This window comes from Acinetobacter sp. ANC_7654 (genome assembly GCF_056779855.1).
Genome location: NZ_JBWYIR010000001.1, coordinates 270,528 through 288,375 on the forward strand (window position 1 = coordinate 270,528; position 17,848 = coordinate 288,375).

18 protein-coding genes, 1 tRNA gene and 1 pseudogene are annotated in these 17,848 nt (G+C 37.1%); 11 read left to right on the plus strand and 9 right to left on the minus strand.

From position 1 onward, the window contains the following. Window positions 1-143 precede the first annotated feature (143 nt). Window positions 144-1,397, minus strand: coding sequence for a serine hydroxymethyltransferase (glyA, locus tag AC1M86_RS01325; RefSeq protein ID WP_481607059.1), 1,254 nt, complete (start codon window positions 1,395-1,397; stop codon window positions 144-146). Between the two features lie 403 nt (window positions 1,398-1,800). Here glyA and AC1M86_RS01330 point away from each other — a divergent pair, with 403 nt between their 5' ends. Together AC1M86_RS01330 and AC1M86_RS01335 are read left to right on the plus strand one after the other, a co-directional pair. Next, complete coding sequence (locus AC1M86_RS01330) at window positions 1,801-2,502, plus strand: putative quorum-sensing-regulated virulence factor (RefSeq protein WP_481595546.1); 702 nt, start codon at window positions 1,801-1,803, stop codon at window positions 2,500-2,502. Window positions 2,503-2,761: 259 nt separating this feature from the next. After that, complete coding sequence (locus tag AC1M86_RS01335; protein WP_481592887.1) at window positions 2,762-3,118, plus strand: hypothetical protein; 357 nt, start codon at window positions 2,762-2,764, stop codon at window positions 3,116-3,118. A gap of 331 nt (window positions 3,119-3,449) precedes the next feature. On the opposite strand, the gene AC1M86_RS01340 is transcribed toward AC1M86_RS01335, so the two are convergent. Together AC1M86_RS01340 and AC1M86_RS01345 are read right to left on the minus strand one after the other, a co-directional pair. Next, a complete protein-coding gene (locus tag AC1M86_RS01340) occupies window positions 3,450-4,451 on the minus strand; it encodes a hypothetical protein (protein WP_481607060.1) in 1,002 nt (333 codons plus the stop codon). Window positions 4,452-4,727: 276 nt separating this feature from the next. After that, a tRNA-Arg gene (locus AC1M86_RS01345) sits at window positions 4,728-4,803 on the minus strand. A gap of 187 nt (window positions 4,804-4,990) precedes the next feature. Here AC1M86_RS01345 and AC1M86_RS01350 point away from each other — a divergent pair. The 7 genes from AC1M86_RS01350 to AC1M86_RS01380 all read left to right on the plus strand — a co-directional run bounded on the left by AC1M86_RS01350 (window position 4,991) and on the right by AC1M86_RS01380 (window position 10,954). After that, the gene (locus AC1M86_RS01350; protein WP_481595579.1) at window positions 4,991-5,926 is read left to right on the plus strand and encodes an ABC transporter ATP-binding protein; all 936 of its coding nucleotides are present in this window, start codon (window positions 4,991-4,993) and stop codon (window positions 5,924-5,926) included. Continuing rightward, on the plus strand, window positions 5,923-6,696 hold the full coding sequence (locus AC1M86_RS01355) for an ABC transporter permease (protein WP_092766033.1): 774 nt from the start codon (window positions 5,923-5,925) through the stop codon (window positions 6,694-6,696). Before AC1M86_RS01350 ends, AC1M86_RS01355 begins: the two co-directional genes overlap by 4 nt. After that, window positions 6,696-7,514, plus strand: coding sequence for an NADPH-dependent 7-cyano-7-deazaguanine reductase QueF (gene queF / locus AC1M86_RS01360; protein WP_481607061.1), 819 nt, complete (start codon window positions 6,696-6,698; stop codon window positions 7,512-7,514). Before AC1M86_RS01355 ends, queF begins: the two co-directional genes overlap by 1 nt. Window positions 7,515-7,539: 25 nt before the next feature. Further along, window positions 7,540-8,193: a hypothetical protein gene (locus tag AC1M86_RS01365; RefSeq protein WP_092766031.1), complete on the plus strand. Its 654-nt coding sequence runs from the start codon at window positions 7,540-7,542 to the stop codon at window positions 8,191-8,193. A gap of 309 nt (window positions 8,194-8,502) precedes the next feature. Further along, window positions 8,503-9,444 (plus strand): lytic murein transglycosylase B, encoded by a 942-nt coding sequence (mltB, locus tag AC1M86_RS01370; protein WP_481607136.1) that lies wholly within the window; start codon window positions 8,503-8,505, stop codon window positions 9,442-9,444. Between the two features lie 283 nt (window positions 9,445-9,727). Next, a complete protein-coding gene (locus AC1M86_RS01375; protein ID WP_218947276.1) occupies window positions 9,728-10,339 on the plus strand; it encodes a septal ring lytic transglycosylase RlpA family protein in 612 nt (203 codons plus the stop codon). 171 nt (window positions 10,340-10,510) lie between these two features. Beyond that, window positions 10,511-10,954 (plus strand): Mpo1 family 2-hydroxy fatty acid dioxygenase, encoded by a 444-nt coding sequence (locus AC1M86_RS01380; RefSeq protein ID WP_481586624.1) that lies wholly within the window; start codon window positions 10,511-10,513, stop codon window positions 10,952-10,954. Between the two features lie 49 nt (window positions 10,955-11,003). Here AC1M86_RS01380 and AC1M86_RS01385 read toward each other — a convergent pair whose 3' ends face one another. From AC1M86_RS01385 to rpsB, 6 genes and pseudogenes are all read right to left on the minus strand, one after another. Then, window positions 11,004-11,321: an AzlD domain-containing protein gene (locus tag AC1M86_RS01385; protein ID WP_481607062.1), complete on the minus strand. Its 318-nt coding sequence runs from the start codon at window positions 11,319-11,321 to the stop codon at window positions 11,004-11,006. Between the two features lie 2 nt (window positions 11,322-11,323). Then, window positions 11,324-12,021 (minus strand): annotated as a pseudogene (locus AC1M86_RS01390) (AzlC family ABC transporter permease). A 93-nt stretch (window positions 12,022-12,114) separates the two neighbouring features. Next, a complete protein-coding gene (locus tag AC1M86_RS01395; RefSeq protein WP_481607063.1) occupies window positions 12,115-12,930 on the minus strand; it encodes an AraC family transcriptional regulator in 816 nt (271 codons plus the stop codon). A 104-nt stretch (window positions 12,931-13,034) separates the two neighbouring features. Beyond that, on the minus strand, window positions 13,035-13,547 hold the full coding sequence (locus AC1M86_RS01400; protein ID WP_481589746.1) for a DUF3465 domain-containing protein: 513 nt from the start codon (window positions 13,545-13,547) through the stop codon (window positions 13,035-13,037). 113 nt (window positions 13,548-13,660) lie between these two features. Then, window positions 13,661-14,536 (minus strand): translation elongation factor Ts, encoded by an 876-nt coding sequence (gene tsf, locus AC1M86_RS01405; protein ID WP_035265686.1) that lies wholly within the window; start codon window positions 14,534-14,536, stop codon window positions 13,661-13,663. A gap of 140 nt (window positions 14,537-14,676) precedes the next feature. Next, entirely contained in the window at window positions 14,677-15,429 is a 753-nt protein-coding gene (gene rpsB / locus AC1M86_RS01410; protein ID WP_035265684.1) for a 30S ribosomal protein S2, read from the minus strand. Window positions 15,430-15,638: 209 nt separating this feature from the next. Here rpsB and map point away from each other — a divergent pair, with 209 nt between their 5' ends. Together map and AC1M86_RS01420 are read left to right on the plus strand one after the other, a co-directional pair. Continuing rightward, complete coding sequence (map, locus tag AC1M86_RS01415) at window positions 15,639-16,463, plus strand: type I methionyl aminopeptidase (protein ID WP_035265682.1); 825 nt, start codon at window positions 15,639-15,641, stop codon at window positions 16,461-16,463. 263 nt (window positions 16,464-16,726) lie between these two features. Beyond that, a complete protein-coding gene (locus tag AC1M86_RS01420; protein WP_481607064.1) occupies window positions 16,727-17,815 on the plus strand; it encodes an OmpW/AlkL family protein in 1,089 nt (362 codons plus the stop codon). Window positions 17,816-17,848: the final 33 nt, after the last annotated feature.

The window sequence follows — 17,848 nt, forward strand, 5'->3', positions numbered from 1 at the left end:
TTCTGCTCCAATTCAAATGTATAACGACAATTGAATAATTAATAGATACATCAGTTATATCAGAACTATCTAAAAATGACAGATTTGACATTCCAACATTCAATAAAAAAGCCCCCTTGAGGGGGCTTTTCTCAAGTCGAAGATTATTTTGCGTAAACTGGGAATTTAGCGCATACAGTCTCAACTTTAGCTTTCACAGCGTTGATGACAGTTTCATCACCTTTAGAATCTAAGATATCCGCGATCCAACCTGCAAGTTCACGTACTTCTGCTTCACCGAAACCACGAGTTGTTACAGCTGGAGTACCGATACGGATACCAGAAGTTACGAATGGAGAACGTGGATCGTTTGGCACAGAGTTTTTGTTCACAGTGATGTGAGCCACACCTAACCAAGCATCAGCATCTTTACCTGTAATGTCTTGTTTGATGAGAGACAACAAGAACAAGTGGTTTTTCGTACCACCTGAAACAACATCATAACCGCGTTCGATTAACACTTCAGCCATTGCTTGCGCGTTTTTCACAACTTGTTGTTGATATGCTTTGTATTCAGGAGCCATTGCTTCTTTGAAGCAGATTGCTTTAGCCGCTACAGCATGAACTAAAGGGCCACCTTGGTTACCTGGGAATACAGCAGATTGAAGTTTTTTCTCAATTTCTTCATTTGCTTTTGCAAGGATTAAACCTGAACGTGGACCACGAAGTGTTTTGTGAGTCGTCGTTGTAGTTACGTCAGCAATTTGAACTGGGCTTGGATAAACACCAGCAGCAACAAGACCAGCAACGTGAGCCATATCAACGAATAGATAAGCGCCTACTTTGTCTGCGATTTCACGGAAACGCTGCCAATCAACGATTTGGCTATAAGCAGAGAAACCAGCGACAATCATACGTGGCTTGTGTTCTACAGCTAAACGTTCAACTTCTTCGTAATCGATTTCACCCGTTTCTGGATCTAAACCGTATTGGATCGCATTATATGTTTTACCAGAGAAGCTAACTTTAGCACCGTGAGTCAAATGACCACCGTGAGCTAAGCTCATACCTAAAACAGTATCGCCTGGGTTAAGAAGCGCTAGATAAACTGCAGAGTTTGCTTGAGAACCAGCATGAGGCTGAACGTTCGCGTAATCAGCACCAAAGAGTTCTTTAGCACGGTCAATTGCCAATTGTTCAATCACGTCTACATATTCACAACCGCCATAGTAGCGTTTGCCTGGGTAGCCTTCTGCATATTTGTTAGTGAGTTTTGAACCTTGAGCTTCCATTACTGCTGGAGAGCAATAGTTTTCTGAAGCGATTAACTCAATATGAGCTTCCTGACGAGCATCTTCACTCGTAATAGCTTGAGCTAATTCTGGATCAAAGTCAGCAATAGAGATATTGGCAAACATTAGCGAGGTCCTATTAATGTAGGGCTTTTAAGCCGTGCTAAGATTGGCGCGTATTGTAACATGAACTTGTTAAATTTCGAGAATGAAGTTTAAACAGTTTGCAATTAAATTTGATTAATTCCTGTGTGTTTACTCAATTACTATTAAAAACAAATATCTGAATTATGACTATTCTTTTTTAAATTCATTCATTTTTGAAAATTGCCTTTAACAACCTACAGTCTAAACTTGCAGCGTCAATATCATAGAAAACGAAATTTCTTTAAATGAGCACCTTATCTAAATAATTCCCATAATTTGTTCAATTCAGCATAATTTATACAATTCATTGACTTTATTACTGTGAGCTCAGATTTGAAAATGTTAAATTAATTACATCTTTATCATTAACTTGGACATTTGCATGCAAGCCATTATCTTGGATACTGAAACCCATACATTAAACGGTTTGCCCATAGAAATTGCATATGCTCCTATTCAGATTGAACAAGGCAAATTAAGTCTTGATCGCGAAAAAATTTTTGACCAACTATATAGCATTGGTGACGAAAAAATTTCCTATGCTGCAATGGCGGTTCATCATATTCTTGAAAGCGATTTAGTAGATCAACCCAACTTCAGAACCTTCGAGTTACCTCAAGAAACGACGTATATTATTGGTCATAATATTGATTATGATATTCGAGCTATTCAGCAATGCGGCGTTGAAACAAGTCATATTAAAGCCATCTGTACACTCGCTCTTTCTCGACTAGTTTGGCCTCATGCAGAAGCACACAACATTTCTGCTTTAATTTATATGATTAGTAAAGGCAGTAGCAAAGCTAGAGAGATGTTAAAAGGTGCCCATCGAGCTGACGCAGATATTATTTTGACTGCAAATATTTTAATGCACATTATTCATCATTTGGGTATTCAAAACATTGAAGAACTCTATGAAGTATCTGAAGATGCACGTATCCCTCGTACAATTAACTTCGGTAAACATCGTGGGACAGCCATTGTAGATCTTCCAAAAGATTATGTTTCATGGTTACTAAGACAAGAAGACTTGGATCCCTATTTGAAAAAAGCCTTAGAAAAAACTTTAATTGATACGCTTTAAGCAATATTTCATGACTCTCACTTTGAACCTAAACCTCAAAGTGAGAAATTAACTATTTTTTTTAATACTTTTAAACGATTAAACTAAAATTTACACCAATAATTAAAATAATATAATCACATGATAATTAAATATTTTTTATTATTTTTATTCATTCAACACTGCCCACCTCATCCGCTATTAGACTAAGGCGAAGTAGAACATCTTTCTCATAAATATATTAATACGATCATACAACAACGGTATAAATAGGTGCCTTATGTCTAAACTCAGCCAAATTCTAGAATTTGATCCTTTAGATAATCCTATGTATCTTAAAAAAGTCGGAAATTGGGTTCTCACCTTCTTGCATGCCCATGACCAGGTGGAAAAAATCCAGCTCGCCATTACCAATGTTATTCCGCGTCAAGCAGATGGCTCATTGCAGCCTCGACGTATTATCATTGAGCAAGCTGATCAAGAACATCAATGGCAAATCAATCACATAGAATGTTTTGATAGCCTTGAAAATAAAGAAGTCCTGCTCAATGCTTCAGAACAAACGGGTGGATCGATCATTCAAGACCTGCTCAGTGAATTTCGAAAATATGATGTTGAAGTCATGTTTAAAGCATAATTCCGATATGAAAAAGCCCGCTTTACGCGGGCTTTATGTTGGAAGGCTAGTGTTAGATTTATTGTTCAACTGAACTCAACTAACTGTCATTGATCCGTCCAACTCGTCAGTAGCGTTGAATATTTATTTACAACCTACTGTGAGTTTTAATTTAATACTTTCAATATGTGATGTGAAGTGACTTTAACACTTTTCAACAACTGTATAAAAAAAATACAATTGAATTTTTTTATTTATAGATAAGAATAAGTTTCGCGAATATGAACAAAGTTTTAATTCAAAAAAGTCGACCGAAATGGGTCGACTTTTAATTCTAAATTTAAGCTCAGAATTAAGCCAAATGACGTGAACGATTATTTGAATGATTTACACCAAAACGGCCAGCAAAAATCGTCACAATCAATCCAATAAATAAACCAATAAATGACCATAAAGCAGCTTTTGCAGCAGCTTTAGTCGCATCAGCTGCTTTTTCACGTGCTTGATCTTTTAGTTCAGTATATTTCAATTTAGCAGATTGAATATTCGCCTCTAAATCATTAAAGAATTTATCCTGCTGTATAAGGAAATTATTGACAACTTGATTCGCTTCTTGCGGAGTTAGAGATGAATTTTTCGCTAAAGCAGCACTGACTTCATTCTTATTAATAGAAGCAGTCACAGATTGTGCACGATTTTTTAATTGTTCTGATAACTTTTGAATAATAGCATCACTGTAATCTGGATGAATCACCAACTCTTTTGCAGCAACCTTAATTTGCTCCTTTGCCCATTCACCCTGCGCTTTTAAGAATTCAGGTTGCAGTTCCTCGATCCCAGTTTTGCGTAATGCTTCTGACATCTTTTCATCACTATTTTCAAGCTTTGGTAAAGGAACTAATTCCTCAAAAGCTTGAACTCCGATCTGAGTTAAATTAACGCCACCTTGACCAATTCCTGATGCTACACTACCCGCAGCACTACTGACTGAACTAATCGCACTACCAGTAATTTTTGCCGCGCCGCTAATGGTCATTGCACCAAACCAGATACCTAACAGCAATGAAAGTGACCAGACAATAAAGCCATGGATTGCACCATCAGCTTGAGCTAAGTGACCTGCAACAAATCCACCAATAGCCAACGATACTAACAATGAAATAATTGTCCATACGCTTATTGCTATCCCTGAGCCATTTGTAATATCAGTGGTAGATTGTGGATCTAGGAGCGCAAATCCTAATGCAACGCCTAGCAATGATATTAAAATTGAAATAGCTAATACAACAATAACGCCAGCGAAAATACTCGCCCACGAAATTCGATTTTGGATCAAAACTTTTTCTTCGTACATTGTTGTGCCTCTTATTTGAATTATTCATAATTTATGTGATTTATACGGCAATACCGCAATTTAAATTTAAAATAAGCCATGTAAATTTTATGTGAAATATTTTGCATTTTTATGTTTATTTTGAGACTAAATATATTATTATTTGTCAGTATTGGAGCATCTCACGATTCAATCGACTCAGATTAACAATTCAGATTACGCACTAAATTTTGATAAAAATTTACTAAAAATATTTTATTTGACGGACTATGTTTTGTTTGAAAGACATAAAAGAAATGGTGCGCTCAGCGGGACTCGAACCCACGCCACAGGCTTCGGAGACCTGTACTCTATCCAGTTGAGCTATGAGCGCATTTTAGGAAGTGCGCACATCATAACAAAAAAATCTCTAAGGTAAAGCAACTATATATCTTTCGAATTTTTAGTGCTCATGCTTTATACAGTGTTTCAACATCAAAACAGAGAATTCTGATTACAAAGCTTGGTTTATTTTTCAAGATCACTCACAATATCTCAACTTTTCACCATTCGAGATATTCATGACTGATGCATTGACCTTAAGGGATTTGTCGAAGACCTATCGAAATGGTTTTCAAGCACTAAAAGGAATTAATTTAGATGTTCCAGAAGGTGAATTTTATGCACTTCTAGGCCCTAATGGTGCAGGTAAATCAACCACTATTGGCATCATCAGCTCTCTTACAAAAAAAACTGCAGGAACTGTCCAGATTTTTGGTCATAACCTCGATACACATCCTTCTCAAGCTAAACAATGCTTGGGTGTAGTCCCTCAAGAGTTTAACTTTGCGCAATTTGAAAAGACTTTCGATATTTTAGTCACACAAGCAGGTTATTACGGCATTCCAAAAAAAGTTGCTGAAACTCGTGCAGAGGAGTATCTGACCAAATTAGGTTTATGGGAAAAACGTTCTACTCAAGCCCGTATGCTATCTGGGGGAATGAAACGCCGCCTTATGATTGCCCGAGCAATGATGCATGATCCGAAACTGTTAATTCTCGATGAACCGACTGCTGGTGTTGATATTGAACTACGTCGCTCGATGTGGGACTTCTTAACAGAAATGAATCAGAAAGGTACATCTATCATTCTCACAACACATTATTTAGAAGAAGCAGAAGTACTGTGTCGCAAAATTGCAATTATTGATCGTGGCGTCATTAAAGAAGACACCACCATGAAGAACTTCTTAAATCAATTAAATGAAGAATCTTTCATTTTTGATTTGGCTGAACCTATAGAACCGATACAACTTGACATTATTGGTGTGAAATTTAATTTGGTTGATCCAGTGACCTTAGAAATTACGCTTGATAAAGCACATAGCATGAATGATCTTTTTCAACTTCTAGAATCACAGAACATTCAAGTTCGAAGTATGCGTAATAAATCAAATCGTTTAGAAGAGTTATTCGTCAAAATGGTCGAAAAGAATCTTGATGGAGCCGCGCAATGAATTTTAACCAACTCGCTGTAGCTTTATATACGATTATCCATAAGGAAATTCGTAGATTTATGCGCATTTGGCCACAAACATTGTTACCACCAGCAATTACCATGTCACTGTATTTTGTGATTTTTGGAAATCTAGTCGGTTCAAGAATTGGGGAAATGGGTGGCTTTACCTACATGCAGTTCATTGTACCTGGTCTAATTATGATGGCTGTCATTACTAATAGTTATGCCAACGTTTCATCAAGCTTTTTTAGTTCTAAATTTCAAAAAAGTATTGAAGAACTGATCATGAGTCCAGTGCCTTTACATGCCGTACTTTGGGGTTATGTGCTTGGTGGTGTTGCTAGAGGCTTATTGGTTGCTATCATTGTGACTGCAATGAGTTTATTTTTTACTGACTTATATATTACCAACTGGTTCGTCACAATTTATACCGTCCTGATTACATCATTACTGTTTGCATTAGGTGGATTTATTAATGCGGTCTATGCAAAGTCATTTGATGATATTTCGATTATTCCCACTTTTGTTTTAACACCGTTGACCTATTTAGGTGGGGTGTTCTATGCAATTTCTGCATTAAGCCCATTTTGGCAAAATTTATCTTTAATTAACCCTGTCGTATATATGGTCAATGCATTCCGTTATGGGATCCTTGGTCATAGCGATGTAAATGTATCTATTTCTTTATTAGTAATCACAGCGTGTTGCGCCGTGCTATATGCGGTCGCTTATCACTTACTCTCCCGTGGTTCAGGAATGCGTGAATAATGAGCGTTGAACAATCTCTTTTAGGCAAAGACACCAACTATCCAACTGAATATCAACCTGAGGTGCTATTTCCAATTGCTCGCGCAGAAGCACGAGCGAAGTACGCACATGTAGATGGTATTCAACAAGGAATTGATTGGTGGCATATTTTTGAAATTTCTTGGTTGAATCTGTTAGGGATTCCTCAAGTTGCAATTGGTCGAATGCATCTTCCTGCTTCATCACCTTATCTCATCGAGTCCAAATCTCTTAAACTATATTTCAATAGTCTGAATTTTGCTAAATTTGAATCTCAAAATCAGTTTATTGAGACAGTCGAGCGTGATCTTTCTAAAGCAGCCAATGCAGAAGTCAGACTTGAATTATTCGATGTTGATCAATTGAATATTGCTCAGCCTGTAGGAATATGTATCGACCATTATGAGCCTGAACGTCTTGAAAACCACCCTGATGCGAGCTTACTCAAACTCGATGCAGTGTCTTCCGAAGAAATCGTTGAAATTCAATTATATTCGCATTTATTAAGAAGTAACTGCCCAGTCACAGGTCAGCCTGATTGGGGCACAGTTTTTTTAAGATATCGTGGCAAAAAACCTTGTTATCGTTCAATTTTAGCTTATATTATCTCCTATCGTCAGCATAATGGCTTTCACGAACAATGCGTTGAACAAATCTACGCAGATATTTGGGAAAACTTTAATCCTGAAAAGTTGATGGTATATGCGACTTATACACGCCGTGGTGGTTTAGACATTAACCCTTGTCGTGTATCGGACTTTGCATGGATGCCAAGCCCAATTCGATTGGCGCGACAATAAATTGAAGAATAGTTGAGGTTATACGATGTCATATTTTGGTTTTATTCCATCTGAATCTTTGTTAAAGAATATTCAAACTGGAATTGAGAAAAAAAATTCAAACGAACCACTTTACCCTTTGCGTGATCAAACTGCACTCGCTATTAATGATGAAATTATCGATGCAATTTTAGTTGAACTTGTACGTCGTTTCCCTGCAAGTGACAAACGAGAAACAGCTGAAAAACTTGCTGGTTATATTAAATCAACAGTATCGGTACTACTTAAACAGTTATTGGGTAAAGCACCAAATGACGTCGTGAGACAATCGATTGAATTCTCTGAAAAGAGTTTATTCAAAGATCCAGAGGGTAATTATCGTGTCGGTGCTCCATTACCCGCTGATTTAGTGACAAACTTAAAAAATAGCTTTGCAGAAGTACGTGCAGGCAATGATGTCAATCGTGCAGTTCTGTCTGAACAATACAAACAATTCGGTGAAGCTGCAGTTCGTCACTTTATGAATGATTTTAATAAGACCCTAGATCTGGGTATGATTAAACGTAAGGCGTCTGATATCGCTTCTTCAGCGGTCATCAAAGCGGTTCATATTGCTATTGATAAGCTCATTCCTAACTTTACTAAAGAAGAATTGTTAGCTACAGCTGAATATCATGACACGCTATTTATTCAAGAATAAATCAGACTAATCAAAAACCTAGCTTCTGCTAGGTTTTTTTATGTTTTAAAAATAGTTCATCAATATTGAATAAATAAAAGACATAATTCATCCATTTTTACACTTTTTATGTAGGTTTTTGTGAATCCATCACGACCTAATGTTATCTTAATAAACATTGCGATTAATCAAATGATGTTGAACTTTTAATCCTTATCAACACTTATACCTTTGCATCTACCACCGATAATAATTGGATCTGCTGCTGTTATGTTATTTGAAAATTTTAATGTTAAATTACAACGTATTGCTTTAGCACTCAGTGCGTTTATGATCACAAGTTTTGTTCAAGCCAATGACTTCGCTCAACATCCTCAATATCAAAATTTTAAACTAAAAACGATGCAGACCTATGGTTTGAGTGCTGAGCAAGTTGACTGGGCCATGAATGGATCAAAAAACCTACCAAATATTATCCACATTATGAATCGCCCAGGAGAAAGCAAGCCTTGGTACGAATATAAAAAGAATTTTTTAGCAGAAAGTACAATTCAACGTGGTGTGCGTTTTAAAAATCAATATGCAGACACTTTAAATCGAGCAGAACAGCAGTTCGGTGTTCCCCAGTCCATCATTCTCGGTATTCTCGGCGTAGAGACAGGTTTTGGAGCAAATAAAGGTTCATTCATCACACGTGATGCACTAGCCACTTTAGGGTTTGGATATGAACGACGTGCACAATACTTTCAAGACGAATTAAGCGCTTTGATTGCATGGTCTTATAAGGACGGCATTCCAGCTAATTCAGTCGTTGGCTCTTATGCTGGTGCTGTGGGCTATCCTCAATTTATGCCAAGCAATATTCCGAAATTTGGTGTGGATTATGACGGTAATGGTCATATCGATCTCAGAAACTCTGCTGTAGATGCAATTGGTTCTATTGCAAATTATCTTGCTCAACATGGTTGGCAACGAGATCAACCGATTGCTTTTGCCGCACGCTACCAAGGAAATAATGCGGATGCCATCATAGCCAAAGACTTAACACAACCTACTCCATATGGTGCATTAAAAGTTCAAGGCATTAGCCCACTCAATCCTATTGTTAAAATAGATGACTTAGACATGGTCAATGTGATTCAACTACAAGAAAATTATGGACCAGCTTATTACCTTACATATCCTAATTTTCAAGTCATTACGACCTATAACCGTAGTCGAATGTATGCAACTGCACTGTGGCTTTTAGGGACTGAAATCGCGAGTAGATAAATATAAATCTACTTGTTTTCACAAAAGTCAATAAATATTTTTGTGATTAAGTTCACTATTTGCACATTTTACATATTTTGTTACACTATTGATTAATTTTTAACCATATTTTGTGATAATTTGTCGTTTTTGTAACTAAAGTGAAAATAAAGCTAGACACTTTTGTATCAGGATGAATATCATCCACTACCGTTAAATGCAGTTGCACAAGTAAATTTACAGACCATTTAGGTTAATTATCAGCAACTTAGATAATTAACTTAGGGTTCCAAGGAGTTAAACGATGCATGCTTCGCTGAAAATGTTATCAATATTAGGTATTAGTTTGGCTTTGACTCAAACTCATGCCGAGTTGGTTCAATCCTCTTATCTAAATAATGATGTTGACCAATCAAGTCTTGCTTCACGCGTGATTAGCAAAGACTCTACAAGTTTCAATTCACACTTCTCGAATTTAAACAGTTTAGCAATTACTGAAAGTTCAGGTGATAAAATTCGTCGTGAAACAATCGCAGCGAAAATTCAAGTACCTGTTGAAGAGCCTTCAGTGATTGACAAACTTAATAATGTTGCTTCAAACACTGTTCGTCGTTTTAGCCAAACAGGTGTTGCTTCTTGGTACGGTCGTCAATTTCATGGTCGTAAAACTGCAAGTGGCGAGACGTTTGATATGAATGCACTTACTGCAGCGCATCGTAGCTTACCGCTTAATTGCTATATTCGTGTAACAAATAAATCAAATGGTAAAAGCGTCGTTGTTAAAGTAAATGATCGCGGCCCATTTCATGGTAATCGTGTTGTAGATTTATCTTACGGTGCTGCGAAATCTCTTGGTATTACCAATGCTGGTACTGCGCGTGTCAGCATCGAACGTGTGGATGGTCCAAATTCTTAAGTTTTCATGATTCAGCGAAGCATTTAACGAAAAGCCACTCATCGAGTGGCTTTATTATTTTTAATTGTTTCGATGTGACCAATATACAAAAAAGAATCTTGATTTATCATCTTATGTCATACTGTCTTTTATAGAATAAATAAAATTCAAATAATCAGCGAAGGAAATAGGATGAAGACAATTACAGAATGGTTAGATGAATATAGTGATAGCCATCAAAACCCAACCAATAAAACATTACACTGGATTTGCGTACCAACGATTCTATTCTCGATCATTGGCATACTTGCTCATTTCAGCGCATTACTGACTACCCTTTTACTGGTGTTAACACTTATTTTTTATGCAAGATTAGATCTTGTACTCGCTGTTGCAATGGCAGCGTTATTATTGGTCATGTCTTGGCTTATTATTATTCTTCCATTCGGGAAAGGATTCTATATTGCTCTATTCGTTTTGGCTTGGATAGGTCAATTTTACGGGCACAAAATTGAAGGGAAAAAGCCATCTTTCTTTAAAGACCTCCAATTCCTTCTAATTGGCCCTCTATGGTGTATGGATGCCTACCTAGATAAGATACTACCCAATTGGAAATCACGCCAAATCAGCGCTTAAATTAGCAAATACAGCATGGGTTAAATTAGAATTTAATTTAGCCCGATGTTCATACTCTAATTAAGTAATTTATGAGATAGAAAAACAGTAAAGTAAAAACTAAATTACTGATAACTTTTTGACTTATTACCGCAAGCAGTACACAAAACATTGCTGCCCATAAATAGTGATTACTCGACATAACCCTTAATTCTGCTGCTTCATAAAACACAATCGGTACACATATTGCAGTCAACAAACATGGCGCAGAATATTTCAACATCTTTTTCAAAATTCTAGGAAGTGGCACATTTACCCTTGGCTCCAAGAATAAATATCGATTAATAAAGATCATGATCGACAACCCCAGCAAAAGTATCCAGCTCATTTTTAATCCCCTTCTGTTGTTTGCCATTTTTCAACTATCACACTGGCAAACATTCCACATAGACCAGAAATAATTAACGCTGCATTTACTTGGTAAGCTTCTAAAATTAAAGAAAAAATTATGGTAATCACAACACCAACAAGTATTGTAAGATTTTTTATCATTGGCACTATAATTAATATAAGCAGTGCAACGACTGAGAAATCAAGATGCAAATTTGATAAATTAGGAATGAAGTGAGCAAGCACAATCCCAAATAAACTAAATATCAGCCAAAAAATATATAAACAAAGTCCAGCTCCAAATAAATATGCGAATGAGCGTTGTGATTTATTTTTTACTCCAACCGCAAATAATTCATCCGTCAGCAGAAAGCCAAATACAATACGTTTAAATAGTGGAAATTTACTAACATCATTTCGAAAATTAAGCGCGTAAATTAAATGCTGACTCGTCAGAAAAAATATCGTCAGATAGATTGTCATCAGCGAAGCCTGCCCCGAAACCAATCCTAAGCTCACTAATTGTGCAGCACCAGCAAACATAAACAATGACATTGCAAAAGCTTGTATCGCATTCAATCCAGTCTGTATCGCCAAGGAGCCAGCCAATACCCCCATGGCATGACTGCAATTGCCAACGGCATAATACCCAGCACACCATGTATAAAATTCTTTTTTGTATCACTCATCTTTTTCATCAATACATCTTAATCTGATTCACTTATCGATTATTATCATCTGATGAGTAATGATTGATCTTGAATAATATTGCGGCGCAAATTTAAGGAAAATTAATAGTTCAAAAGATATTGTCTAGGCGTTACACCTATTGCACTTTTAAAATGTCGATTTAAATGACTCTGATCAGAAAATCCAGTGAGTTGTGCAACCTCAGTTATTCGCACCCCCTGCTTAAGCAATTGTTTGGCTTTTTGAATTCTTCTTTGAACAAGCCAACTATGTGGAGGCAATCCCGTATGTTTTTTAAATTCACGTAATAAATGCCATGGGCTTGTATCTACATATGCAGACAACTCGTGTAGAGAATAGTCATGTTCAGGAAAACTACTCATAAGTTCTTTTATTAGTTCAACTTTTTTTCTCATTTCTGGTGTGTTGATTGGACTCAATTTCGCCCGTCCATAGCAATAGATCAATCTGGCAAATGTCGTCAAATAGAGGCTTTCTTTAAGCAAAGTATCCTCGCCCTGCTCAAATAAATCGAATAAAAATACTAGTTGCCTCGCCAAACCCAAATCATGAATCACTGCATCCGAGAACCATGGAACTGCATTCTTGGTTGTAAAAAAATCTCGACTCAGATCTAATATCATTTCAGGTGTTGGGTAAATTGCTCGATATTTCCAACCAGTTTCCACAGCGGATGAACCAGTATGTATTTCATCAGCATTCACCAGAATAATATCGCCTTTAGGTGCGATATGAAGCTTTCCAGAGCGGTAAAAACTTTGTGCCCCATCTTCAATGACACCAATACAATAGCCCTCATGAGCATGTTTTGAAAATTGCTTACGTTGAAATTGAGCTTTTAATAATTCCAATCCGCCCAATTCTTTGAAATGAAGATAATTAGCAGACTCTTGCATCTTTTTTCTGGATATTACGCCTATAAAATTGCATAAAAACTATCACGCCTGCATTTTAAATCTAGAATGAAATTGCTCATCTCATATATTTATTTTTATAAAAATTATTGATAACTTCGACCCTGATGCTTTAACCAACCATCAATATGCAGTTTTTTAGGATCATGGTGAGTCCAATGAATTACACCACCCTTGTCGGTATATTCATATTCACCATAGAACTCGACGATATCCCCTTTTTGAATATTCTCAACACGTGGTGCCAAGTCTATATTATGAGCTACCAAAACTGTCTGACCATGATTAAGTTTTAAAATAAATTTCTGATGTCTAGATCCTTCATTATCATCATTTAATATTGCAACAACTTCTCCAGAAGCCCTAACTTGCACATCACTCATCTTTTTTTGAAAAAGTGTCGCTATTTTTGCGGCATCATCATTATCCGCAGAGGATAGTTCTCGTTGGTTAGCATCATTATATTGAGTACTTGCATCTGTAGGATTTAGTGCGTGCTCATTACTCTGTTTTAAATCCTGTTTTAAATCGACACCGAAATATGCTGCGACCAACACTGCAATTAACGCAACAATACTCATTTTTGATTTCTGAGACATATTGATCTCTAAGTTATATTTTTATTTCATCCTAAAGTTTATATCATTTAGACTCATCAAAAAAAAGAAAAAGCCCTTAAAGGGCTTTTTCTTTTTCAAAATAATTGAATCAATTATTTTGCAGCAGCTTGAGCAGCAGCAACTTCTTCAGCGAAAGAAAGTTCAGCTTTTTTCTCAATACCTTCACCCACTTCGAAACGTACGAATTGAGCAACAGTTGTACCTGTAGACTTAAGAACATCAGCAACTTTCTTGTCGTTGTCGATAACGTACATTTGACGCTCAAGAACAACTTCATTTAAGTATTTTTCAACTGAACCAGTTACCATTTTTTCAACGATATTCGCTGGTTTACCAGATTCAATTGCTTTTGCTTCAGCAATTTCTTTCTCTTTAGCGATTAACTCAGCAGAAACACCTTCAGCATTTACAGCAACTGGGTTGAACGCAGCAACGTGCATTGCGATACCTTTACCAGTAGCAGCATCACCAGCAAATGAAACTACAACACCGATTTTTAAACCGTGTTTGTAAACTGCAAGGTTTTCACCTTCAACGATTTGAGCACGACGAACTTGAATGTTTTCACCGATTTTTTGAACAAGCGCAATACGAGCTTCTTCTACAGTTGCACCATCTTCAAGTTTCAATTCAGCAATTTGAGCAGCATCAGTTACATTCGCAGCAAGCGCAGCAGCAGCAACTTTCGCAGAGAAACCAGCAAAGTTTTCGTCTTTAGCAACGAAGTCAGTTTGACAGTTTACTTCTAAAAGAATTGCTTTATTGCCTTCTTGAGCAATTGTAATCGCGCCATCAGCAGCAATGTTACCTGCTTTTTTAGCAGCTTTTGCTTGACCAGATTTACGAAGGTTGTCGATCGCTAACTCGATATCGCCACCAGCTTCTGTCAACGCTTTTTTACATTCCATCATTGCTAGACCAGTACGATCACGCAACTCTTTAACCATGCTTGCAGTAATAGCAGTCATGTTATTCTCCTAAATTCGGTCGAGATATGTATCTGTTAACAAAAACGGCCCAAATTAATCATCTGGGCCGTTTTCCTTGATTGATGCTTAAGATGCCACGATTACGTGTCGCAAAAATGACAAATCCGCATCAAATCGCATTAAGCCTCAGGAGCTTCTTTAGCAGCTTCTTCGCCTTTAGCTTGCGCATTAGCTTGAGTTTGAGCGTATTCTTTACCAGCAATAATCGCATCAGCCATCGCAGTAGCGTAAAGAGTTACAGCGCGGATCGCATCATCGTTACCAGGAATAACGAAATCAACGTTATCTGGGTTAGAGTTAGTATCAACGATACCGATTACTGGAATACCAAGGTTCTTAGCTTCTTTGATTGCAATCGCTTCGTGGTCAACGTCGATGATGAACAATGCGTCAGGTAAACCACCCATGTTCTTAACACCGCCAAGAGCACGTTCAAGTTTTTCCATTTCACGAGTACGCTCTAAAGCTTCACGTTTAGTAAGCTTAGCGAAAGTACCGTCAGTAGACTGAGTTTGAAGATCTTTAAGACGGTTGATTGATTGACGAAGAGTTTTCCAGTTCGTCAACATACCACCTAACCAACGGTGATCCACATATGGTTGACCAGCACGTTGAGCTTGTTCACGGATGATGTTAGAAGCAGCACGTTTAGTACCAACGAACAATACTTTGTTCTTTTTGCTTGCTAGGTTGTTAACAAAGTTCAATGCATCATTTAACGCAGGAACAGTGTGCTCAAGGTTGATGATGTGAATTTTGTTACGCGCACCAAAAATGTATTGACGCATTTTTGGGTTCCAGAAGCGAGTTTGGTGACCGAAGTGCGCACCAGCTTGAAGAAGGTCGCGCATGCTTACGTTGTAATCTGCCATTTTCTTTACCTTAAAAGTTTGGGTTAGGCCTCCATATGTCCGCATTCTCCACCCTTACGGGCACCCAGAGTAATGTGTCGACATATGTGCGGATTTTATTAACCAACATATCATCCGATTAAGTGAATCTATTCACGAAAAGCATTTGATAAATTGGGCGGCTATTTATACCATAGTCACACACAAATTTCCAAAAGTTTTTAAAGATCATGAACAGTACTTATGAAGCACCACGTCGTTTAATTAAATCTGCTGAAGATATCGAAAAGATGCGTGTGGCGGGACGACTAGCGGCAGAAGTTTTGGATATGATCAAACCGCATATCAAGCCTGGTGTGAGTACACTAGAATTGGATACGATTTGTCATGATTATATTGTGAATAAACAAGATGCCATTCCTGCTTGCCTAGGCTATGGTGCTGCGCCTGGCCGTCCTGCATTCCAGCATACGATTTGCACATCAGTAAACCATGTGGTTTGCCACGGTATTCCCTCTGAAAACAAAATCTTAAAGAAAGGTGACATCTTGAATATTGATGTCACAGTGATTAAAGATGGATTTCATGGTGATACCAACATGATGTACATCGTGGGTGGCGAGACTTCTATTCTTGCAGATCGCTTATGCAAAGTTGCACAAGAAGCAATGTATCGTGGTATTGCTACGGTAAAACCTGGTTCGACGATCGGTGATATTGGTCATGCGATTCAAAAATATGTTGAGTCAGAGCGTTTCAGTGTCGTTCGTGAATATTGTGGTCATGGTATTGGCACTGTTTTCCATGATGAACCTCAAGTGCTTCATTACGGTCAACCAAATTCAGGCATGGTTTTAGAAGAAGGTATGACATTTACAATTGAACCAATGGTCAATGCTGGTGTATGGCAAACTAAACTTCTTGGTGATAAATGGACAGTTGTAACGAAAGATCATAAATTATCTGCGCAATATGAACATACTGTTTTAGTCACTAAAACAGGTGTCGAGGTATTAACTGCTCGCCCTGAAGAGGATTTATCCCGATTTCAATAATTTTAGTTAATTAATAAAGTTAAAAAAGTCAGACCAATTTAAATTGATCTGACTTTTTATTTTGCTAAGTCACTCAATAAGAAATAAATTCACAAACGAACCTAACAAATGTTGGATTTTTAAAATTTAAATTCATGATTTTTAAAAATTTTTTATCACAAAAATGAGTAAAAACGCTTTTCAAACTGATTCATTTTATGTTTATATAACGCTTAAAGAATGTAAAACAACAACTAGCAACAAAATCGGACAGGGAGTCCAAAATGACGAAAAAAGCATTCTGGTGCATGGTCGTACCTATTGTTTTTGCATCTACAACTATTTATGCAGAATCATCATTTTTTAATCTGGATGAAACTGAAGGGTTTAAACGATATTCAATTTCAGTCGGACCATTACATGTTATGCCTCAAGGTAAAGCCAAGGCACCTAAAATTCGTACAGCAGTAAAAAATGGTGAAGTTGCAAAAAATGGTGATATTACACTTTCTACAGTTTTTGAGAACTTAGATCCTGATAAAGAAAAAGAAAATCAAAGTATGCAAGCACTTTTGAAGATCGTTGATGCTTTTAATGATACTTATCCAGCCAGTCAAAGTGGAACTTCAACTGTAAGCGGCATTGAAAGTTGGAGTATGGATGGTTCTGGAATGACTGCAGATGATGTCACAACACTTGGCATCATGATCAATTACCATTTCAACGATAAGATCTCATTCGAGAGTAAAGCTGGATTCCCCCCAAAAGTAGATATTCAAGGTAAAGGTAAGATTACAGCACCATTTACAGCCGAAGCTAATTCAACACTTTTAGGTATACCTTTACCAACAATCTATCTTAAGAATGATCTGCCAATTACAGATCTTGAAAGTCATGGAAATTCTATTGCGACAGCTCGTGCATGGACCCCAATGTGGGAATTGCAGTACCATTTTGGACAGACTGGGATCAATAAATTTAGACCCTATGTTGGGCTTGGACTTATGGTCGCATACTTCAATGAATTAGAATTGAATCCAAGTCTTGAAAAAGACCTAATTGATTCAGGTCACATGATTGCCAATATGAAAAATGGACGCGGTGGCGATGCATTAATTAAAGGTAAAAAAAGTACAGCAAATCCCAAGGTTAAACTTGAGTCCGAATTGAGTTTTGCGCCAATAGCCACGCTTGGGTTTACTTACGACTTCAATCAGAACTGGTTTGCAGTTGCATCTATTAGTTATGCACATCTAACAGGTAAAACCACAATTGAAGTCAACGATGATAAACTCGGAACATTATTTTCATCGGAAGTTGATTTAGAAGTAAATCCTATCATTGGTTATGCTGGTGTAGGCTATCGCTTCTAAAACACTTGAGGCATATTGAAGCCATACCCCAAT